Source organism: Pseudomonas sp. KK4 (assembly GCF_001984065.1).
Taxonomy (GTDB): Bacteria; Pseudomonadota; Gammaproteobacteria; order Pseudomonadales; family Pseudomonadaceae; genus Aquipseudomonas.
This window is the reverse complement of the sequence record NZ_LYVP01000044.1, coordinates 14963-35002: the sequence shown is the minus strand read 5'-3', so window position 1 is coordinate 35002 and position 20040 is coordinate 14963. Positions and strand designations below refer to the sequence as shown.

Genomic DNA, 20040 nt, shown 5'->3' with positions numbered 1-20040 from the left:
GATAGTCATGACTCCCATCGCAGCCGGCCACCCCCGTATCCTGTCCATCGAAGACGACCTCGTGCTCGGTGCCTATGTCCACGAACACCTGGGCCGTAGCGGTTTCCAGGTGACCTGGTGCCAGAACGGCCAGGAAGGTCTGGATGCGGCCCGTCGGCAACCCTTCGATGTGGTGCTGATGGACATTCTGCTGCCCGGCCTGGACGGGCTCTCGGTGTTGACGCAATTGCGCCAGAGCCACTCGACCCCGGTGCTGCTGATGTCGGCGCTCGGTGCCGAGGCGGATCGCATCAGCGGCTTTCGTCTGGGGGCGGACGATTACCTGCCCAAGCCGTTCAGCATGGTCGAGTTGCGGGTGCGCATCGAGGCGATTCTGCGCCGCGTTGCGCTGGATCGTCAGCCGACGCCGGCGGCGGCGGCGATGGCTGCGGTGGCGGACAGCCTGCGTTTCGACGATGAGCTGTCCGAGGTGTTCTATGGCGAGCACGCCGCCGGCCTGACCCGCAGCGAGTATCGTCTGCTGGACACCCTCAACCGCAACGGCGATGAAGTGTTGAGCAAAGCCTTCCTTTATCAGCACGTACTGCAGCGGGGCTACGCCGCCCATGACCGCAGCCTGGACATGCACATCAGCCAGATCCGCCGCAAACTAAAGGCCATCGGCTACATCGACCGCGAAGTGCGCACGGTGTGGGGCAAGGGTTACGTCCTGAGTGCCGGCGATGAAATGTAATCTGCCAGGGCGGCACTCGCTGTTCTGGAAGCTTGCCTGCCTGCTGGTGGCATTCTGTCTGCTGATGATCTGGCTGAGCTGGTCCTGGGGGCGCTACATGGAAGAGCGCAATCAGTTCCTGTCCGACGAAGCCCGCGGCACCCTCACGCGCTATGCGCAGGAAGCGGAACAGGCGTGGCAGCAGGGGCAGCGCGCGGGCGTCGACAGTTGGCTGCAGAACATGCGCACGCAGGAGGAGAGTTGGGTCGGGGTCATCGGCGGTGATTTGCAATCGCTGAGCAGTCAGTCGCTGTCGGACAAGGACATCGAACACCTGACCTTCCTGCGTGGCCTGGACTGGCCCGTGCACAAGAAAGGCCGACCGTGGATGCGCGTACCGTTCCCGCACGACGCGTCTGCCGGCAGCCTGGTCATCGAATTGCCTGAGCGCTTCCTGCCTGGCCGCTACCAGGTGTTCTGGCGCGTCATCACCAATGGCGTCATACCCGGACTCTTCACTTTATTGTTGTGCGTCGGCCTGTACCGCCTGCTGGTGGTGCCGCTCAATCACCTGCGCGCCCAGGCCAATGCCTGGCGCGCCGATCAACTGAATGTCCGATTGTCCAGTCGCACCACCAACCGCGTCGATGAGCTGGGTGAACTCGGCAGGGCGTTCGATCACATGTCCGAACGCCTGCAAACCACCGTGGCCTTGCAACAGCAATTGCTGCGCGACCTGTCCCACGAACTGCGCACGCCACTGAGCCGCCTGCGGGTGGCCAGCGAAAGCGAGCAGGAACTTGAGCCGTTGCGCGAGCGCATCGGCCGCGAGGTCGACGGCATGCAGCGGCTCGTGGAAGACACCCTGCAACTGGCCTGGCTGGACACCGAACGCACCCGCCTTCCCGACGAAGCGATCCAGATCCAGGCGCTGTGGGAAATGCTCACCGAAAACGCCTGCTATGAAAGCTGCTGGCCGGGCGGGCAGTTGCGGTGCTCGGTGGAGGCATCCTGCTGGGTGCGCGGCCACCTCAATACCCTGGCCCAGGCGTTGGAAAACATGCTGCGCAATGCCATTCGGCATTCCCCCGAGGGTGGCGTGGTTCACCTGGGCGGACGGCGGGATGGTGACTACTGGCATTTGTGGCTGGAGGATCAGGGCGGCGGCGTGGCGCAAGCGGATCTGGAGCGGATCTTCCTGCCGTTCACTCGACTCGATGGCTCGCGGCCCGGGGATGGCGGGTTCGGGTTGGGGTTGAGCATTGCCAGGAATGCGGTGCAGCGGCAGGGGGGCAGGCTTTGGGCTGAGAATACTGAAGTTGGGTTGCGGATGAATATGCGGTTGTTGGCTGATGTCGGTGAGGTGGCGGATGACGCTTTCGCGAGCAAGCCCGCTCCCACATTGAGTGTGGCATTGCCATCACGCTGATTTGCCGGAGCGTTCCGGTAATCTTGTATGACATTTCCTAAAGGGTATCAGCGGCGTTTTTACGCGTGCTTGACAGGTTAGGCTCTGGCTTTTACTCCCGTCAGGAGTTGAGCATGAACGCGCCCGAAGTGCCCGGTAAGCTACCCGTCGACCGTTTCAATGAAGTGATTGCGCTGATCAAAGGAGCCCGCCAACAGGCGATACAGACGGTCAATACGCAACTGATCGAACGGTACTGGCAGGTTGGTGCGTATATCCGCCGCAAGCTGGAAAACGCCGAGTGGGGGGATTCGGTGGTTGGCCAACTGGCTGAGCATCTGGCTATGACACAGCCGGGATTGCGTGGTTTTACTCGGTCAAATCTGTTCCGCATGCGCCAATTCCATGAGATCTACCGCGGCGAAGAAAAAGTCGCACCACTGGCGTGACAATTGTCCTGGTCACACAACGTCGAGGTCGCCAGACCCGCTTGCCGGACAAGCAGTTGTTGCAGGCAAAACTGCATGAGTTCCATGTTCAGAATGCGGAGCGGATTGATGCGCAGTAAGGAATATTTGCGATTGGCAGGTTTGAGATAATTCGCAACATGTTAATGGGTCGGAACATAAAGTGAAGTCTAAAGGTTTGAAAGTGGGTGGCGATATTTAGAAGAAGATATAAAACCAAGGAGATACTTGTGAATATTCAATTGCCCACGTTGTCGATGAGGTCAGAAGGTTTTGTTATCCAAAATCCTTCTGAGACGATTAATGGTTTCACCAAGAAAACTGCTGATGATGCTGTTCGTGCGCTAGATCTGACGAATGAGCTGTCGATCGAAGACTTGAAGCACTCATTGAGGCGATATGATTTTTCATCCGTAAGTAGTCATGAACTCGCAATGGCTGGTTCTTTGCTGTATGAAAGTGGCCTGATAGGCGATGAAGTCGCTAACTTTTTTACTTCAGGCAGAATGGCTTATGATGAGGCTGGTCGCCCAACGGGTACTGACGTCAAATTTAATGCGATAGCGATGTTCAATGAGATGCTTGTAGACCGACTGGAAAATAGCGAAGGTGAGGCGAGAGGTTTTCATGAAATCACCAGAAGCTTGATTCGGGCAAATCATGTCCTTGGCGCGCTCTCGTATTTTGCGACCTCTGCTCAAAGTGAGCTTTCCATCAGCATCAAGGCCTGAAGCCGCGGTGCCCGGCCCGCAGGCGGGCACCGGCAGCCTTAACAGTTATCGACCATATCGAGTAGTGCCGGAATATCCTTTTGGCACGTTTTCATTGTTTATATGGCGAACTCTGTAAGTTCCCAGCGAACCCAGTACTGACGCATTGCTACGATTGCCTCCGTCGGCATATCTCCAGATTGATCCATCCAGTTTTTCAATGACCAAGTTTGGAGGTGAACCTCTGCCAAGGCCAGTAATGGTGGAGGTAATGTTTGCCTGTCGACAGCCATTGGAGCCAGTGATGGTGAAAGGGCCTTGTACGATAACTTCCGAATTTGCAGGCACGATCCCACTGTAGGTGTTCTGTATATAAGTGCATGCAGCTGTGGCTTGACCACTCACCAATATTAAAGCGGCGAGCGGAAGTGCAAGTAATGTTTTCATTTGTTTCTTCCTTGACGAAAATCAGCTTGGCGTCTGAACGTTGCGTTAGACGTTGAGTGTGTTAATGCGTCTGTGAGCAGTCACCGCCCACCGGAAAAGATTATCTACTGCCGCTCGCTGGCACTAGTTCATGCATGCCGCTTCAAAGCGCGGGAAACTTCCGATCCATTCAATCTTCTTTCCTACAGAAAAATGCACTTCTGACAGACGTTTCGTACTCAATCGAGACATCTGTAGGAGCGTGGCGAAAAACCTCACATTCGCCACCGATTTTTCCTTATTCCCACAAACCATAAGCACCTCACTTTGCGTGATATGGCGTTCGCAGGTTTGCCGGTATGATAGGCGCCCCCGCAGTCTGGATTGCGAATACGCCATGACCTTGCAGTACCCAACCATCGCCGATTGCGTCGGCAACACTCCGCTGGTCCGTTTGCAGCGCCTGCCTGGCGCCACCAGCAATACCCTTTTGCTCAAGCTCGAGGGGAACAACCCGGCGGGTTCGGTCAAGGACCGTCCGGCGCTGTCGATGATCACGCGTGCCGAATTGCGCGGGCAGATCCACGCCGGTGATACGCTGATCGAAGCGACCTCGGGTAATACCGGGATTGCGCTGGCCATGGCCGCCGCTATCAAGGGTTACAAGATGATCCTGATCATGCCGGACAACTCCAGTGCCGAGCGCAAGGCTGCGATGACCGCCTACGGTGCCGAGCTGATTCTGGTCACCCAGGAACAAGGCATGGAAGGCGCCCGCGACCTGGCCCAGCGTATGGAAGCCGAAGGCCGCGGCAAGGTGCTGGATCAGTTCGCCAACGGTGACAACCCCGAGGCGCACTACACCACCACCGGCCCGGAAATCTGGCGCCAGACCCAGGGCTCCATTACCCATTTCGTCAGTTCCATGGGCACCACCGGTACCATCATGGGCGTTTCGCGCTATTTGAAAGAGCAGAGCGATAACGTGCAGATCATCGGTCTTCAGCCGATGGAAGGCTCGGCCATCCCGGGCATTCGTCGCTGGCCGCAGGAATACCTGCCGAAGATCTACCAGGCCGATCGCGTGGACCGGATCGTCGACATGGCGCAAAGCGAAGCCGAAGACGTGACCCGTCGTCTGGCCCGCGAGGAAGGCATTTTCTGCGGCGTGTCGTCGGGCGGTGCGGTGGCGGCAATGCTGCGTCTGTCCAAAGAAGTTGAAAACGCGGTGATCGTCGCGATCATCTGCGACCGTGGCGACCGTTACTTGTCGACCGGCATTTTCGACGCGCCCAACTGATGGCCAAGCATGAGAGAGGCCTGCGCTTCCAGCCCACCGGCGGCAGCAAGGCCCCGCAAGTCCCGACCGGCAAAAAGCAGCGCCTGACCATCGAGCGCCTGGCCAATGACGGTCGCGGTATCGCGTTTTTCGAAGGTCGTACCTGGTTCGTCATCGGCGCGTTGGCCGGTGAAGAGGTCGAGGCGCGGGTGCTCGGTGCCCATGGCAAAGTGGTCGAGGCGCGCACCGAGCGGGTGTTCAAGGCCAGCGAACTGCGTCGCCCGGCACCCTGTGTCCATGCCGGTCGCTGCGGCGGGTGCAGCGTGCAGCATCTGCCGCACAGCGAACAGCTTGCCCTGAAACAGCGCATGCTCGCCGAGCAATTGTCCCGAGTCGCCGGCGTCGAGCCGCAAGAGTGGGCCGCCCCTTTGAGCGGTCCGGAATTCGCTTACCGTCGCCGCGCCCGGGTGGCGGTGCGTTGGGACATCAAAACCAAGAAGCTCGAAGTCGGCTTCCGCGCCGCCGGCAGCCAGGACATCGTCGCCATCGACGAATGCCCGGTGCTGGTACAGCCCTTGCAACCGATCATGACCCGTTTGCCGGAGATGCTCCGACGTTTGAGCAAGCCCCAGGCACTCGGGCATGTGGAGTTGTTCGCCGGATCGTCGCTGGCGGTGCTGCTGCGCCACATGGCACCGTTGTCCGAGACGGACCTGACGATCCTCAAGGATTTCTGTGCGTTCCATCAGGCCCAGTTGTGGCTGCACGGCGAGGGTGAACCACAACCGGTCGAAGCCGATCAAGTGTTGGGCTATCGTCTGGAGCAATGGAACCTGGAACTGGCGTATCGTCCCGGCGACTTCGTTCAGGTCAACGCCGGGGTCAACGAAGCGATGGTGGACCAGGCGCTGCAATGGCTGAAACCGACCGCGGATGAGCGGGTGCTGGACTTGTTCTGCGGCTTGGGTAACTTTGCCTTGCCGCTGGCGCAATCCGTTCGCGAAGTGGTGGCGGTGGAAGGGGTGCAGGTGATGGTCGAGCGGGCAGCCGCGAACGCCATTAGCAATAATCTGCATAACGTGAAGTTTTTTCAGGCGGATTTATCCCAGCCTTTGACCGACGCCGAATGGGCGCGCGAGGGCTTTTGTGCGGTACTCTTGGACCCACCGCGTGACGGTGCTTTCGAGGTGGTGCGCAAGCTCAAGACCCTGGGCGCCGAACGGTTGGTGTATGTGTCGTGCAACCCTGCAACTCTGGCGCGCGACACGGTCGAATTGATCAAGCAGGGCTACCGGTTAAAACGTGCCGGGATTCTCGATATGTTTCCTCAAACGGCACATGTCGAAGCCATGGCGTTATTTGAAGCGAGCTAGGAAGGCTCGTCTGGTCCGACTGGCCCGCCCGTGCAGCCGCGCACCAGCCCGACGTGGGCGCACGGGCAACGAAGGTCAGCGATTTGACGCATTGAATCTGCGTCGTAGGGAAGGTAAGCAAGATGGTACAGGTGAGAGCACACCAGCCGATCAACACCGACGGCAGTATCAATCTCGAGGCTTGGCTCGATCATGCGGTCAGTGTCGATCTGGCACTGGATCGCGAAGCCTTGAAGGAAGCCTGCGAGTACGCTCGCGAGGCTGAACAACAAGCCAATGCGGCGAAGAATCTGTGGTCGGAAGGCAATTCCAGCTTCCGCACCGGCCTTGAAATTGCCGAGATTCTCGCCGACCTCAAGCTCGATCAGGATTCCCTGGTCGCTGCGGTCCTTTACCGCGGCGTGCGCGAAGGCCAGATTCCGTTGCCGGCGGTCAGCCAGCGCTTCGGTCCGGTGGTGGCCAAACTCATCGACGGCGTGCAACGCATGGCGGCGATCAGCGACAGTCTGAGCCCGCGCAAGTCCATGGTGATGGGCACTCAGGGCCAGGTGGAAAACCTGCGCAAGATGCTGGTGGCCATGGTCGACGACGTTCGTGTCGCGCTGATCAAACTGGCCGAGCGCACCTGTGCGATCCGCGCGGTGAAAACCGCCGACGACGAGAAGCGCAACCGCGTGGCCCGTGAAGTCTTCGACATCTACGCGCCGCTCGCCCACCGTCTGGGGATCGGCCACATCAAGTGGGAACTGGAGGATTTATCCTTTCGTTACCTTGAGCCCGACCAGTACAAACAGATCGCCAAGCTGCTCCACGAGCGGCGGCTGGACCGCGAACGCTTCATCAGCGACGTGATGTGCCAGCTGAAAAACGAGCTGCAGGCCACAGGCGTCGAAGCCGATATCAGCGGCCGGGCCAAACACATCTATTCGATCTGGCGCAAAATGCAGCGCAAGGGTCTGGAATTCAGCCAGATCTACGACGTGCGCGCCGTTCGCGTGCTGGTGCCGGAAATGCGCGACTGCTACACCGCGCTCGGCATCGTCCACACCCTGTGGCGGCACATCCCGAAAGAGTTCGACGACTACATCGCCAACCCCAAAGAGAACGGCTACCGCTCGCTGCACACCGCGGTGATCGGGCCCGAGGGCAAGGTGCTGGAGGTGCAGATCCGCACCCACGCCATGCACGAAGAGGCCGAGCTCGGCGTTTGCGCGCACTGGCGCTACAAGGGCACCGACGTCAAGTCCGGCTCCAATCACTACGAAGAGAAAATTTCCTGGCTGCGTCAGGTGCTCGAGTGGCACGAAGAGCTGGGCGATATCGGCGGTCTGGCAGAACAGCTGCGGGTCGATATCGAGCCCGATCGCGTCTACATCTTCACCCCTGACGGTCACGCCATCGACTTGCCCAAGGGGGCGACGCCGCTGGACTTCGCCTACCGCGTGCACACCGAGATCGGTCACAACTGCCGTGGCGCCAAGATCAACGGGCGCATCGTACCGCTCAACTACAGCCTGCAAACCGGTGAACAGGTCGAGATCATCACCAGCAAGCACGGCACGCCGAGCCGCGACTGGCTGAACCCGAACCTGGGTTACGTCACCACATCCCGGGCGCGGGCGAAGATCGTGCACTGGTTCAAGCTGCAGGCGCGCGACCAGAACGTAGCCGCCGGTAAAACCCTGCTCGAGCGCGAGCTCAATCGCCTCGGCCTGCCAGCGGTGGATTTCGACAAGCTGGCCGACAAGGCCAACATGAAAACCGCCGAGGACATGTTTGCTGCCCTCGGGGCCGGTGACCTGCGCCTGGCGCAACTGGTCAACCTGGCACAGCAACTGGTCGAGCCGGAGCGCGGCAACGAACAGCTGGAGCTGATTCCGCGCAAGGCCACCGGTTACAAACCGGGCAAGCGTGGCGACATTCAGATCCAAGGCGTCGGCAACCTGATGACGCAAATGGCGGGTTGCTGCCAGCCGTTGCCGGGGGATGCGATCGTCGGTTACATCACCCAGGGCCGTGGCGTCAGCATTCACCGTCAGGATTGCGCCTCGGTGCTGCAATTGGGCGGGCGCGAGCCGGAGCGGATCATCCAGGTCAGTTGGGGGCCGGTGCCGGTGCTCACTTATCCGGTGGACATTGTCATCCGTGCCTACGACCGTTCGGGGCTGCTGCGTGACGTGTCTCAGGTGCTGCTCAACGAGCGGATCAACGTGTTGGCGGTCAATACCCGCTCGAACAAGGAGGACAACACGGCGTTGATGTCCCTGACCATCGAGATTCCGGGGCTGGATGCGTTGGGGCGGTTGCTGGGGCGGATTTCCCAGTTGCCGAACATCATCGAAACCCGGCGTAACCGTACGCCTTGAAGATGGCCGTCCTGTGGGAGCGGGCTTGCTCGCGAAAGCGGTGTGTCAGACAGTGAAACGTTGATGACACTCCCTCTTCGCGAGCAAGCCCGCTCCCACAGGTTTATTGTGGTGAGACATAAATGATGTACAGCCTCGATGATCTGCTACACCTCATGAACCGCCTGCGCGACCCGCAGTACGGTTGCCCGTGGGACATCAAGCAGACCTACGCCACCATCGTCCCGCATACCCTGGAAGAGGCCTACGAAGTTGCCGACGCCATCGAGCGCGGTGATTTCGATCACTTGCAGGGTGAACTGGGCGACCTGCTGTTCCAGGTGGTGTATTACAGTCAGCTGGCCCGGGAAGAAGGGCGCTTTGAATTCGCCGGTGTGGTCGACAGCATCACCCGCAAGCTGATCCGCCGTCATCCTCACGTATTCCCTACCGGCGATCTCTACGCGCCGCTGGATGTACCGCGTTTGAATGAAGAGCAGGTCAAGCAGCGCTGGGAGGAAATCAAGGCCGAAGAGCGCGCCGAGAAATCCGACGCGCCGCAACAGCTGTCCTTGCTCGATGACGTGCCCGCCGCTTTGCCGGCCTTGTCCCGCTCGGCCAAGCTGCAAAAACGCGCAGGGCAGGTGGGTTTCGACTGGCCGGATGCCTTGCCAGTGCTGGACAAGGTCCGTGAGGAGCTCGACGAAATACTCGAGGCGATGGCCGATAACGACCCGGCGGCGATTGCCGATGAAGTCGGTGATCTGCTGTTTTCAGTGGTCAATCTGGCGCGGCATCTGAAGGTCGACCCGGAAACCGCGCTGCGCGGCGCCAACGGCAAGTTCGAACGGCGCTTCCGTTTTATCGAACAGGCATTGCGCGACACCCACCGTCCCATGGAAGATTGCACCCTCGAAGAGTTGGACGCCCTGTGGGGTGAAGCCAAACGTCAGGAAAAGAATGTGCCCAGCTGCGGTTGAGCAGTTGCCTAAGTGAGTAATAAGCACCATGAGCATTTCCCTTCGCGACCAGTTGCTCAAAGCAGGGCTGGTCAACCAGAAGCAGGCCAAGCAGGTCAGCAAAGAGAAGCAGAAACAGCAGCGCCTGGCCCACAAGGGCCAGATCGAACTCGATGACACCCAGCAGCGAGCTGCCCAGGAAGCCATGGCCGAGAAGGTCAAGCGCGATCAGGAGCTCAACCGCCAGCAGCAGGAAAAGGCCGAGGCCAAGGCCCGGGTCGCGCAGATCAAGCAGTTGATCGAAGCCACCCGCCTGCCGAAGCTGACTACCGAGGACTACTACAACTTCGTCGATGACAAGAAGGTCAAGCGCCTGTCGGTCAACGCACTGATGCGCAACAAGCTCAGTAACGGTTCGTTGGCCATCGTCCACCACGCCGGCGGCTACGAAGTGATACCGCGTGAAGCGGCCCTGAAGATTCAGGAGCGTGATCCACAGCGTATCGTGCAGTTGAATGTGCAGACCGAAGAAGTCGCGGCCGAAGACGATCCGTACGCGGCCTATCAGATCCCTGATGATCTGATGTGGTAAACCCGCGCTGTCTGTAACAACGACAAACCCCGCACATGGCGGGGTTTGTCGTTTTCAATGGTGTGGTTGGCTCAGGCAGAGCGTACTTCCCGTTGCCGTTCCTGCAGTTCCAGCTCGGACTTGTAGTTGTGGGCGTCAATTTCGTTGTGGAACATCCCGACCAGCAGGTCCTGTTGGTACACATCCCAGATCCGGATACCGGCGGCTACGCCTTCGTGGGATTTATGTGAATCGTCGCGTTCAGTTACTTTTACAGTCATCTGCTAGCTCCAATCTCTCTGATATCTGCACCAAGGCGTGTGCAGGACTCCGTTATATGTTTTGGTAGCTTGCTAAGTAAATGACTGGATTTGGAAAGGGTTTGTTGCCGAATCGGACAGAATCCTGCAGCCCGCTAAAACCGCGACATTCAGTCGCAGGGGGGCGAGTTGCATGACAAAAGCTTCATGTTTATCGAGCAAAACCTGCGGCTTGAATGATTTCCTGCAGGAGCCCAGCTTGCTGGCGATAGCGTCCTCAAGATTGCCATCGCCAGCAAGCTGATCCCCTACGCAAGCACATTTGCGCGGGCATTTATCCGGCGCAAAAAAAAACGCCCCGAACCAGTCGGGGCGTTTTCATGTGTGGCTCAGCAGCGGGGAATTACTTGCCTTCCCAGCGCTTCAGTACGAGGGTGGCATTGGTGCCGCCGAAGCCGAAGCTGTTGCTCATCACAGTATTGATGGTGGCGTTCTCGCGGGTCTTGGTCAGCACCGGCAGGTCGGCCACTTCAGGGTCGAGTTCGTCGATGTTGGCGGAACCGGCGATGAAGTTGCCTTCCATCATCAGCATGCAGTAGATCGCCTCGTGAACGCCGGCGGCGCCCAGGGAGTGACCCGACAGGCTCTTGGTGGAGCTGATGGCCGGAGCCTTGTCGCCGAACACTTCACGCACGCCCTTCATTTCCGCGACGTCGCCGACCGGGGTCGAAGTGCCGTGGGTGTTCAGGTAGTCGATCGGGGTGTCGACGGTGGACAGCGCCTGCTGCATGCAGCGGATCGCGCCTTCGCCACTCGGGGCAACCATGTCGTAGCCGTCGGAGGTCGCGCCGTAGCCAACGATTTCCGCGTAGATCTTCGCGCCACGGGCCAGAGCGTGTTCCAGCTCTTCAACCACCACCATGCCGCCACCGCCGGCGATGACGAAACCGTCACGGTCGGCGTCGTAGGCGCGGGAGGCTTGTTCCGGGGTGTCGTTGCGCTTGCTGGACAGGGCGCCCATGGCGTCGAACAGGAACGACTGGCTCCAGTGCTCTTCTTCACCGCCGCCGGCGAAGACGATGTCCTGCTTGCCCATCTGGATCTGTTCCATGGCGGTACCGATGCAGTGAGCACTGGTGGCGCAGGCAGAAGCGATGGAGTAGTTCAGGCCCTTGATCTTGAACGGTGTGGCCAGGCAAGCGGAAACGGTGCTGCTCATGGTCCGCGTTACACGGTATGGGCCGACACGCTTCACACCTTTCTCGCGCAGGATGTCCAGCGCTTCCATCTGGTTCAGGGTGGAGGCGCCACCGGAACCGGCGATCAGGCCGGTACGCGGGTTGGACACTTGCTCTTCGGTCAGGCCGGAGTCGGCGATGGCGTCTTTCATGGCCAGGTAGGCGTATGCCGCCGCGTGGCCGACGAAGCGATAGATCTTGCGATCGATCAGTTCTTCAAGGTTGAGGTCAATGGAGCCGGAAACCTGGCTACGCAGACCCATTTCAGCATATTCCGGGTTGAACCGGATGCCAGGGCGGCTTGCACGCAGGTTAGCGGAGACGGTCTCTTTGTCATTGCCCAGGCACGAAACAATGCCCAGACCAGTGATAACGACGCGGCGCATGCGAATAACCCTTAGAAGTTGTCAGTGGAGGTGAACACGCCGACCCGGAGGCCTTCGGCGGTGTAGATTTCGCGACCGTCGACAGTGACCGAACCATCGGCGATGGCCAGGTTCAGCTTGCCCTTGAGGACGCGTTTGATATGGATGTTGTAGGTGACTTTCTTGGCGGTCGGCAGGACCTGGCCGAAGAATTTCACTTCGCCAGAACCCAAGGCACGACCGCGGCCTGGCAGACCTTGCCAACCCAGGAAGAAGCCGACCAGTTGCCACATGGCGTCCAGGCCCAGGCAGCCCGGCATCACCGGATCGCCTTCGAAATGGCAGGCGAAGAACCACAGGTCCGGAGTGATATCCAGCTCGGCGACCAATTCACCTTTGCCGTACTTGCCACCCTCTTCGCTGATCAGAGTGATGCGATCAACCATCAGCATGTTCGGGGCGGGCAGTTGCGCGTTACCTGGGCCGAACAGCTCACCGCGACTGCAGCGCAGCAGGTCTTCCCGGGTAAAGGCGTTTTGTTTGGTCATGCGAGCTCCTCAATAGTCCCATGCGGCAGGTGGGGCAAATCTTCCCGGCCGATCGAAGCGTTCATGCCTCGAACCGGCAGCCTACTCATAGACTATTGCGTTGTGGTGAAAGTCACAGCACCAAGGACATGAATGTACACTTGTGCACTGAAATTTTTATTCAAGCCCCTTTTCGGGCTTGTTCGGGTGCCTAAGACTGCCGCACTTTCGCCTTTCACGCCAGTCGCAGATGCTCGAAAGGCCTGTACTACTGCACCCAGCGCTTGAGAATTTGCTGCAGGTCAGTTCGTTTGAAGGGCTTGGCCAGATAATCGTTCATCCCCGCCGACAAGCAGGCCTCACGGTCGCCCTGCAAGGCATTGGCGGTCAGGGCGATGATCGGCAAGTCGTTGCAGCCGGGCAGTCGGCGAATCTGGCGAGTGGCTTCGTAGCCGTCGATGATCGGCAATCGACAGTCCATCAGAATCGCCTCGAATGTCAGGTTCTCGGCACTGCGCACCGCCTGCGCGCCATCGACCGCGACACTCACCGTAAAACCCAGGCTGCGCAGCATGGCTTCGATGACCGTCTGGTTGACCGGATTGTCTTCGACCAGCAACACGTTGCGCCCCGCGCCGTCGCCATTGCCGGTGGGTGTACGGGCAACCTCTGAGGGAAGCGGCTGTTGATAGAGCGCCAACGGAATCTCCAGGGTGAACACCGAGCCTCGGCCTTCTTCACTCTGTGCACGCAGAGTACCGCCCATCCGCTCGGCCAGGGTGCGAGCGATCGGCAGGCCGAGGCCGGTACCGCCGTAACGTCTTGAAATAGAACTGTCGGCCTGTTGAAACGCGTTAAACATCAATTCCAGGCTCTCGGCCGCGATACCGATGCCGCTGTCGCGCACCGTGCAGGTGAACCACAACAACTCGTGGTCCAGTGACTGCCACTGCGGTTCGATCGACACCCGACCTTGTTCGGTGAACTTCAGCGCATTGCCGATCAGATTGACCAGAATCTGCCGGATCCGGGTCGGGTCGCCCTGGACCTGCAAGCCCTGCATGTCCTGGGGAATCACCAATTGCAAGTCGAGCTTGCGCTGTGCCGCGCTGTGCTGGAAGGACTGGGCGCAAGCACCGATCAGCTCGGCGAGGCTGAACGGAATGTGTTCCAGCTCCAGTTCCGAGCGCTCGATGCGCGAGAAATCCAGGATGTCGTTGATCACTTTGAGCAGATGCTCGGTGGATTCCGAAGCCAGCGCCGCGTATTCCACCTGCTCGTCAGTCATCTCGGTGGTTTCCAGCAACTGCAGCATGCCCAGCACGCCATTCATCGGCGTACGCAGTTCATGGCTCATCATGGCCAGGAAGTCGGACTTGGCGTTGTTGGCCTTCTCCGCCTCTTCGCGGGTCTGGATCAATTGAGCCATGGCCTGCTGCTGTTCGCGACTGGCTTGTTCGAGGCCGCTGGCCAGGTTGTTGATGTGTTGCGAAAGGGCACCCAGTTCGGTGTCGTCGACAATGGGCAGCGGGGTTTTGTAGTCGCCTTCCTGAATTGCCTTGACCGCGTTGCCGATGTCGCGGATCGGTTGCGACAGGCTGCCGGCCAGGCGACGGGCCAACACGAAAGTAAACAGCAGGGCGAACAACGCCAGAATTGCGGCCTTGAGCAGGATCTCTTGCTGACGCTGGCTGAACGCATCGCTGGACAGGCCGACCACCACACGGCCCAGATAATCTTCCGAAGGCGTAACCAGGGCAACCTTGTCCGCCTGGAAGAAATCATTGTGCAGCGCAATACGCTGCAAGCGTACCGGCGCCTGAAACACGTCGACCTGCTGGGCGTGGCCGTGACTGGCCGACGGTTGTTCGACATACACCAGGATCCGGTTGGCGCTGTCCTGAACCTCCAGAAACCGCACGTTGGGCGTGGCAAGCGTGGCTTTGAGCAGGCTTTCCAGCACCTCGTTGTTGCCGGAAATCACACCGTATTCGGTGGCCGGGGCCAGTTGGTTGGCGATCAGTTGCCCGGTGTGGTTGAGCTCCTGACGCAAGTCCTGGATCCGCACGAAAGTGAAAAAGCTGATCAACAGCAAAGTCAGCAACAGGGCAGGGCCAAGGCTGATGAGCTGGGTGCGGGTATTGATGTCCCAACGGCGACGCAAAGTCATGGGCGGCGTTCTCTTTCAGCCAACAGTGTTGCGACAGATGCTTCGTTGATCTGTTCAATACCCAATGAGCGAGCCACCTGCGCGTTGCTGGAGACCTTGAAGCGCGGCGGATAATAGGTGCGCGGCCAGGCGGTCGGTGATCGGTCGAGCAGTTCATTGAGCATGGCCAGCCAGTCGCTTTGATCGCTGTAGCTGCTGGCCAGGCTCCCGGCCCGGACGAACCCGGCGTTGGGGCCGATCAGCGCCAGCTGTCGCGAATAACTGCTGAGCAGCAGGTTTTTGGCCGTTTTCGGGTTGTACAGGTCGGGGTCATCCAGGCCCAGCAGCACATCGCTGGTATTCAACAGGGCTTGCAAGGGGCGGCTGTCATGGATGTTGTCCCAGCGCTCGGTCACCACCTCAAGCCCCATAGGTTGAGCGGCCTGGCGCAGTTCTTTCAGCAGGAACTCGCTGTGGCTGTCGTACAGCACGCCGATGCGTTTGACCTGGGGCAGCAGCAGCCGGATCAGGCGCAACTGGCGCTCCAGCGGCGGATCGCTCCACAGCAGGCTCAGGTGTGGGGGCAGGTTGTCGCCCAGGCGTTGGCGGGCTTGCAGACGGCTGATGCGCATTACCAGCGTCGCAGGCCCCTGGGCATCTTGCAGGCGCCAATCGAGGCTCGGCAGGTCAAGCAGGATCAAACGGATGTCGTTCGCCAGTTGTCGCGGCGCCGGCATGTCCGCCAGCGGCTGGAATCTTACCTGATCGGCAGGGCGCAATTCGCGCAGCGCCTGGACGAAGGTTTGCACGCCAGGGCTGTCTTCGGCACCGGTCAACAGAACGTCGGCGGCGTAGATCGGCAGGCTGTTGAGCCAACCGCCGATTACCACGCACAGAATCGTCAGCAGGCGGGCAACACTGGCTGATTTGCGTGCCGGAAAGTGAGCCATCTTAAAACGCCAGCTCCGCGCTGAAGTAGATCACCCGGCGCTGATCGTAGTTGTTGTCGACGAAGGTAGTGGGCTGATTGTCCAACCGCTGCTGCAGCACGCCGGCCAGTTCCAGGCTGGCCTTGCCCAGGTCGATGTGTTTGGCGATACGGGTGTCGACCCGCTCGAAGCGGTAGCCGTTGAGGGCATCATCGCCATAGTAGAAGAGGGCGCTGTTCCAGCCGTGGCTCCAGTCCCTGAGCCAGCCGGCTGAGCCGCTATTGCGAGCAGTCTGTTGCGCGTCCTGAGGATTGCTCGCGTCGGCATCGACGTAGGCATAGCTCAGGCGCAACCGGTCGGCTTGGCCGATGCGCCAGTCGAGTTGGGTTTCGGCACCGGAAAAACGTGCGCTGTTGGCGTTGCTGGCAATGTACTGATTGTTGCGCAGCGGTTCGCTGATCATCCCGGTGATTTCGTCGTGGAACAGCTTCACATCCACCGCCAGGCCCCACTCGGCGAAATAGCCGTTGTAGCCCAACTCCCGGGAGCGCATGTGCTCCTGATCGAGGTTGCCGGGACCGCGGGTTTTCACAAAATAGCGGGCGCTGGACTGGCCGAAGGCCTCGGGCCGGATGTGGGTGACCCGGTAGCTCCAGTTGACGCTGTTCTCGAACATGTCCGGCGAGCGGATGGCTTCGGAATACACCGCACGCAACCCGTGACGCGGAGTGATCAGATAGTTGACCGCCAACCGCGGAGTCAACGAACTGCCGATCAACCGCGTGTCTTCGAACATGGCGCCGCCCTGCAACAACCAGTGATCGCTGGCGCGCCACTCCAGTTGGCCGAAGGCCCGCCAGGTGGTGTCGTCCAGGGTGCCGTTGAAGTAGGTCTCGGAGTCGGCACGGTCGTAGCGATAGTTCAGGCCGCTGACCAGCCGCAGGTTATCGGCCAGGCCCAGGGTGTCCTGCAATTCAAGGTCGTAGCGCGATTCCCGGGTGCTTTGGTCGATGTTGCCGCAAACGGTTTGCCGGGCGCCGTTGCGCCATTGATCGAGAGCCTGATTGGCCAGTGTCTGCTCGGTGGGAGTGCCGGCGGGCGCGCCGGTGACGAGGAAACTTTCGATATTGCGGGCCAGGCGCTCCGTGTAGTTCGGGTTGAGCTGCCAGAGCTCGGTCAGTTGCGGGCTGAACGAGACCTCGGCATCACAGGCGCGCCAGGTCTGCTGGCGGTCCCAGTGCTGGGCCGAGCCCTGAACGTACAGGCTGTGATCGGGATCGATGTCGAGGTTCCAGCGCAGCGAGCCGGCGTAGTCCCTGGCGCTGACGTCGGAATTGTTCCCGGAACTGGTAATCCCGGAGAACACCGGGCGGTAGGTATAAGGACGCTGGTTACTGCCTTCTTTGGCGTTGAGCTGCCAATCGATGCTGTGCCGTTCGTCCAGCGCCTGGCTGACGGCCAGGTTGAAGCGATTCAAGCGGCGGCTGTCGCGGTAATCGGCGCCATTGCGGTCGGTATCGAAACCATCGTCCTGCTGGCCGGACAGGGACAGGCGCATATCGCCGTCATCCCAGCCCACACCCTCACTGGCATAAAAGTCGTCGATACCGCGCTGGCCGCGAGTGACCTTGATCCGCGTGCCATGGCTGTCGGCGGGGTTGCGGGTAATGATGTTGACCACCGCCATCAAGGCATTGGCGCCATAGCTGACGGTGTTCGGGCCGCGGAAAACCTCGATGCGTTCGATGTCTTCCATGGCCACCGGGATGTCGCTCCAGTCCACGGTGGCGAGGCCGGCCCGGTAGACCGAACGGCCATCGATCAGCACCTGCATGCGTCGCGCCTGCGTGGCATCGGTGCCGTGGTAGTTCACCACGGCCTGATTGCCGCTGATGTTGCCGACCATCATGCCAGGCACCAGGCGCAGCAGTTCGCTGATATCGCGGGCGCCGCTGGCGCTGATCAGAGCGTTGTCGATCAACGTCATGCTGCCCGGCACGGCGGCCGGCGATTGCTTCAGGCGCGTGGCCGTCAGCACTTGTGGCAATGGATCGCTTTCCAGAAACAGGTCGTCGGCCAGCACCGGCGAGCTGAGGACCAGCGCCAGGACCAGCGGCGAGCGGTGCGAAGGCGAATCCAGCGACACAACACATCCTTGTTAATGATTGTTGGCGCGCATGTTAACCGAGCCCGATGACTTTTCCAGTCACGTTATCTGCACTTTGCGCGGTTTTATTGGACTTCGCCGACCACGGGCGGGGTAATTGACGCGGGGACTGGCCGCCACCGGGACGCTCCGTATAATGCCGACATCGCCACTGGTATGGATTAACGGATTACATATGACTGAACAGCGCCCGATTGCGGTTCTGGGAGGCGGAAGTTTTGGTACCGCCGTGGCTAACCTGCTGGCCGAAAACGGGCACCAGGTCCTGCAGTGGATGCGCGATCCCGAACAGGCCGAGGCCATTCGGGTCAATCGCGAGAACCCGCGTTACCTCAAAGGCATCAAGATCCTCCCGGGCGTAACCCCGGTGACTGACCTGCAAGCCACCCTGGACGCCAGCGACCTGTATTTCGTCGCGCTGCCCTCCAGCGCCTTGCGCTCGGTGCTGGCCCCTCACGCCGAACGGCTGAGCGGCAAGATGCTGGTCAGCCTGACCAAAGGCATCGAAGCCCACACGTTCAAACTGATGAGCCAGATCCTCGAAGAGATCGCTCCCCAGGCGCGCATCGGCGTGTTGTCGGGGCCGAACCTGGCTCGGGAAATCGCCGAACATGCGCTGACTGCCACGGTAGTCGCCAGCGAAGACGAAGCACTGTGCGAACGGGTGCAAGCCGTGCTGCATGGTCGCACCTTTCGGGTGTACGCCAGCGCCGACCGTTTTGGCGTGGAACTGGGCGGGGCCTTGAAAAACTGCTACGCGATCATCGCCGGCATGGCCGTGGCCCTGAACATGGGTGAGAACACCAAGAGCATGCTGATCACCCGGGCGCTGGCGGAAATGACGCGCTTTGCCGTGAATCAGGGCGCCAACCCGATGACCTTCCTTGGCCTGGCGGGCGTGGGCGACCTGATCGTGACCTGTTCGTCGCCGAAAAGCCGGAACTATCAGGTCGGATTCGCCCTCGGACAAGGTCTGAGCCTGGATGAGGCGGTCAATCGCCTGGGGGAAGTGGCCGAAGGGGTGAACACCCTCAAGGTGCTCAAGGCCAAGGCCCAGGAAGTGGGCGTGTACATGCCGCTGGTCGCCGGGCTGCACGCGATCCTGTTCGAAGGGCGCACGCTTGAACAGGTGATCGGCCTGCTGATGCGCGGCGAGCCGAAGACCGATGTCGACTTCATTTCCACCAGCGGTTTCAACTGAGCCCAACTTGACAGGAACGGAGCAAGACATGAGCGATCAAAAAGTAGAAGCCAAATACGAGTCCATTGTGTTGCGGGTGCTGTGGATGATCGTCTTTGTGCTGGTCTGGCAAGTGGCGCAGTTCATCCTTGGCACCGTGGTGCTGGTGCAGTTGATCTATCGTTTGATCTATGGTGCTCCGAGCGCCAGCCTGATGAACTTTGGCGACAGTCTGAGCCAGTTCCTGGCACAGATCGGCCGGTTCGGCAGTTTTCACAGCGACCAGAAGCCTTGGCCGTTCGCCGATTGGCCAACGCCGCGTACGCCGGAAGGTGAAGCGCCGCACGTCGTGGCGCCAGCCCCGCATCCGGCCCGAGATGAGGAACCCAAGCTATGAAACTCTGGGTATTGCGTCATGGTGAAGCCGAACCCCACGGTTCCAAAACCCACGATTCGGAGCGGGCGTTGACCGAACACGGTCGGGAAGAAGTGCTGCGCAGTGCGGCCCGATTGATTGGGCAACCTGTCAGTGCGATCTATGCCAGCCCTTATCTGCGAGCGCAGGAAACTGCGCAACTGGTGCGTGACGCGCTGGGCTTCGAGCCGGACATCCGCACCGTCGAATGGCTGACCCCGGAAACCGATCCGGACAAGGTGGCCGAACAACTGGTGTCGGTCAGTGATGTGCTGCTGGTCAGCCACAACCCGTTGGTGGGTAATCTGCTCAGTTACCTGCAACACGGTGCCGGTTTTCCTCCGGAACAAGTCAGCACCGCGGGCCTGGCTGAATTGAAGGGCGATGAACTGGTGATCGGCTCGATGAAGCTGAGCAGCCTGAAACACCCGTAGTTCTCCAACACCGATCCACTGTGGGAGCGGGCTTGCTCGCGAAGAGGCAGTGTCAGTCGCCATCTAGGTAGGAGCCTGACCTACCGCTTTGGCGAGCAAGCCCGCTGCCACATGGGATTGAGATAA

At 60.2% G+C, this 20040-nt stretch carries 18 protein-coding genes and 1 pseudogene; 12 read left to right on the top strand and 7 right to left on the bottom strand.

What is annotated here, in order from left to right; translation table 11 throughout:
* Positions 1-7: 7 nt before the first annotated feature.
* The 4 genes and pseudogenes from B0W55_RS16220 (at position 8) to B0W55_RS16205 (ending at position 3318) form a co-directional block, all read left to right on the top strand.
* Positions 8-733 carry a response regulator transcription factor gene (locus tag B0W55_RS16220; RefSeq protein ID WP_077046945.1) on the top strand — a complete coding sequence of 242 codons (726 nt, stop codon included), beginning with the start codon at positions 8-10 and terminating at the stop codon, positions 731-733.
* Positions 723-2141 (top strand): sensor histidine kinase, encoded by a 1419-nt coding sequence (locus B0W55_RS16215; protein WP_077046944.1) that lies wholly within the window; start codon positions 723-725, stop codon positions 2139-2141. The genes B0W55_RS16220 and B0W55_RS16215 overlap by 11 nt, the downstream gene beginning before the upstream one ends.
* A 113-nt stretch (positions 2142-2254) precedes the next feature.
* A pseudogene (locus tag B0W55_RS16210) lies at positions 2255-2566 on the top strand (DUF1016 N-terminal domain-containing protein); the annotation flags it as partial.
* Positions 2567-2817: 251 nt separating this feature from the next.
* A complete protein-coding gene (locus tag B0W55_RS16205) occupies positions 2818-3318 on the top strand; it encodes a hypothetical protein (protein ID WP_083743201.1) in 501 nt (166 codons plus the stop codon).
* A 45-nt stretch (positions 3319-3363) separates the two neighbouring features.
* On the opposite strand, the gene B0W55_RS30065 is transcribed toward B0W55_RS16205, so the two are convergent.
* Complete coding sequence (locus B0W55_RS30065; protein ID WP_139340926.1) at positions 3364-3744, bottom strand: hypothetical protein; 381 nt, start codon at positions 3742-3744, stop codon at positions 3364-3366.
* 376 nt (positions 3745-4120) lie between these two features.
* Here B0W55_RS30065 and cysM point away from each other — a divergent pair, with 376 nt between their 5' ends.
* The 5 genes from cysM (at position 4121) to B0W55_RS16180 (ending at position 10271) form a co-directional block, all read left to right on the top strand.
* A complete protein-coding gene (gene cysM / locus B0W55_RS16200; RefSeq protein WP_077046942.1) occupies positions 4121-5023 on the top strand; it encodes a cysteine synthase CysM in 903 nt (300 codons plus the stop codon).
* Complete coding sequence (rlmD, locus tag B0W55_RS16195; protein ID WP_077046941.1) at positions 5023-6375, top strand: 23S rRNA (uracil(1939)-C(5))-methyltransferase RlmD; 1353 nt, start codon at positions 5023-5025, stop codon at positions 6373-6375. Before cysM ends, rlmD begins: the two co-directional genes overlap by 1 nt.
* 122 nt (positions 6376-6497) lie before the next feature.
* Positions 6498-8741, top strand: a complete 2244-nt coding sequence (gene relA, locus B0W55_RS16190) for a GTP diphosphokinase (RefSeq protein WP_077046940.1) — start codon at positions 6498-6500, stop codon at positions 8739-8741.
* A gap of 125 nt (positions 8742-8866) precedes the next feature.
* Positions 8867-9700 (top strand): nucleoside triphosphate pyrophosphohydrolase, encoded by an 834-nt coding sequence (mazG, locus tag B0W55_RS16185; protein ID WP_077046957.1) that lies wholly within the window; start codon positions 8867-8869, stop codon positions 9698-9700.
* Positions 9701-9728: 28 nt separating this feature from the next.
* Positions 9729-10271, top strand: coding sequence for a DUF2058 domain-containing protein (locus tag B0W55_RS16180; RefSeq protein ID WP_077046939.1), 543 nt, complete (start codon positions 9729-9731; stop codon positions 10269-10271).
* A 71-nt stretch (positions 10272-10342) separates the two neighbouring features.
* On the opposite strand, the gene B0W55_RS16175 is transcribed toward B0W55_RS16180, so the two are convergent.
* From B0W55_RS16175 to B0W55_RS16150, 6 genes are all read right to left on the bottom strand, one after another.
* On the bottom strand, positions 10343-10531 hold the full coding sequence (locus B0W55_RS16175; RefSeq protein ID WP_077046938.1) for a hypothetical protein: 189 nt from the start codon (positions 10529-10531) through the stop codon (positions 10343-10345).
* Positions 10532-10913: 382 nt separating this feature from the next.
* Positions 10914-12134 (bottom strand): beta-ketoacyl-ACP synthase I, encoded by a 1221-nt coding sequence (gene fabB / locus B0W55_RS16170; RefSeq protein WP_007957797.1) that lies wholly within the window; start codon positions 12132-12134, stop codon positions 10914-10916.
* A gap of 11 nt (positions 12135-12145) precedes the next feature.
* Positions 12146-12661 (bottom strand): 3-hydroxyacyl-[acyl-carrier-protein] dehydratase FabA, encoded by a 516-nt coding sequence (gene fabA / locus B0W55_RS16165; protein ID WP_003179264.1) that lies wholly within the window; start codon positions 12659-12661, stop codon positions 12146-12148.
* Between the two features lie 247 nt (positions 12662-12908).
* Entirely contained in the window at positions 12909-14810 is a 1902-nt protein-coding gene (locus B0W55_RS16160; protein ID WP_077046937.1) for an ATP-binding protein, read from the bottom strand.
* Positions 14807-15739 carry an ABC transporter substrate-binding protein gene (locus tag B0W55_RS16155; protein ID WP_077046936.1) on the bottom strand — a complete coding sequence of 311 codons (933 nt, stop codon included), beginning with the start codon at positions 15737-15739 and terminating at the stop codon, positions 14807-14809. The genes B0W55_RS16160 and B0W55_RS16155 overlap by 4 nt, the downstream gene beginning before the upstream one ends.
* A 1-nt stretch (position 15740) precedes the next feature.
* The gene (locus tag B0W55_RS16150) at positions 15741-17864 is read right to left on the bottom strand and encodes a TonB-dependent siderophore receptor (protein WP_077046935.1); all 2124 of its coding nucleotides are present in this window, start codon (positions 17862-17864) and stop codon (positions 15741-15743) included.
* A gap of 196 nt (positions 17865-18060) precedes the next feature.
* Here B0W55_RS16150 and B0W55_RS16145 point away from each other — a divergent pair, with 196 nt between their 5' ends.
* Genes B0W55_RS16145 through sixA form a run of 3 tightly spaced genes read left to right on the top strand, consistent with a single transcriptional unit; the run spans position 18061 to position 19914 of the window.
* Entirely contained in the window at positions 18061-19086 is a 1026-nt protein-coding gene (locus tag B0W55_RS16145; protein WP_077046934.1) for an NAD(P)H-dependent glycerol-3-phosphate dehydrogenase, read from the top strand.
* Between the two features lie 28 nt (positions 19087-19114).
* Positions 19115-19462, top strand: coding sequence for a DUF4389 domain-containing protein (locus B0W55_RS16140; protein ID WP_077046933.1), 348 nt, complete (start codon positions 19115-19117; stop codon positions 19460-19462).
* The gene (sixA, locus tag B0W55_RS16135; protein ID WP_077046932.1) at positions 19459-19914 is read left to right on the top strand and encodes a phosphohistidine phosphatase SixA; all 456 of its coding nucleotides are present in this window, start codon (positions 19459-19461) and stop codon (positions 19912-19914) included. The genes B0W55_RS16140 and sixA overlap by 4 nt, the downstream gene beginning before the upstream one ends.
* Positions 19915-20040: the final 126 nt, after the last annotated feature.

Bases quoted from the DNA above. Each gene is read 5' to 3' on its own strand.
- mazG (WP_077046957.1), top strand. From the start codon at position 8,867: ATGTACAGCCTCGATGATCTGCTACACCTCATGAACCGCCTGCGCGAC.
- fabB (WP_007957797.1), bottom strand. From the start codon at position 12,134: ATGCGCCGCGTCGTTATCACTGGTCTGGGCATTGTTTCGTGCCTGGGC.
- relA (WP_077046940.1), top strand. From the start codon at position 6,498: ATGGTACAGGTGAGAGCACACCAGCCGATCAACACCGACGGCAGTATC.
- B0W55_RS16155 (WP_077046936.1), bottom strand. From the start codon at position 15,739: ATGGCTCACTTTCCGGCACGCAAATCAGCCAGTGTTGCCCGCCTGCTG.
- sixA (WP_077046932.1), top strand. From the start codon at position 19,459: ATGAAACTCTGGGTATTGCGTCATGGTGAAGCCGAACCCCACGGTTCC.
- B0W55_RS16215 (WP_077046944.1), top strand. From the start codon at position 723: ATGAAATGTAATCTGCCAGGGCGGCACTCGCTGTTCTGGAAGCTTGCC.
- B0W55_RS16175 (WP_077046938.1), bottom strand. From the start codon at position 10,531: ATGACTGTAAAAGTAACTGAACGCGACGATTCACATAAATCCCACGAA.
- B0W55_RS16180 (WP_077046939.1), top strand. From the start codon at position 9,729: ATGAGCATTTCCCTTCGCGACCAGTTGCTCAAAGCAGGGCTGGTCAAC.
- B0W55_RS16220 (WP_077046945.1), top strand. From the start codon at position 8: ATGACTCCCATCGCAGCCGGCCACCCCCGTATCCTGTCCATCGAAGAC.
- rlmD (WP_077046941.1), top strand. From the start codon at position 5,023: ATGGCCAAGCATGAGAGAGGCCTGCGCTTCCAGCCCACCGGCGGCAGC.
- B0W55_RS16160 (WP_077046937.1), bottom strand. From the start codon at position 14,810: ATGACTTTGCGTCGCCGTTGGGACATCAATACCCGCACCCAGCTCATC.
- B0W55_RS16145 (WP_077046934.1), top strand. From the start codon at position 18,061: ATGACTGAACAGCGCCCGATTGCGGTTCTGGGAGGCGGAAGTTTTGGT.
- B0W55_RS30065 (WP_139340926.1), bottom strand. From the start codon at position 3,744: ATGAAAACATTACTTGCACTTCCGCTCGCCGCTTTAATATTGGTGAGT.
- B0W55_RS16140 (WP_077046933.1), top strand. From the start codon at position 19,115: ATGAGCGATCAAAAAGTAGAAGCCAAATACGAGTCCATTGTGTTGCGG.
- cysM (WP_077046942.1), top strand. From the start codon at position 4,121: ATGACCTTGCAGTACCCAACCATCGCCGATTGCGTCGGCAACACTCCG.
- fabA (WP_003179264.1), bottom strand. From the start codon at position 12,661: ATGACCAAACAAAACGCCTTTACCCGGGAAGACCTGCTGCGCTGCAGT.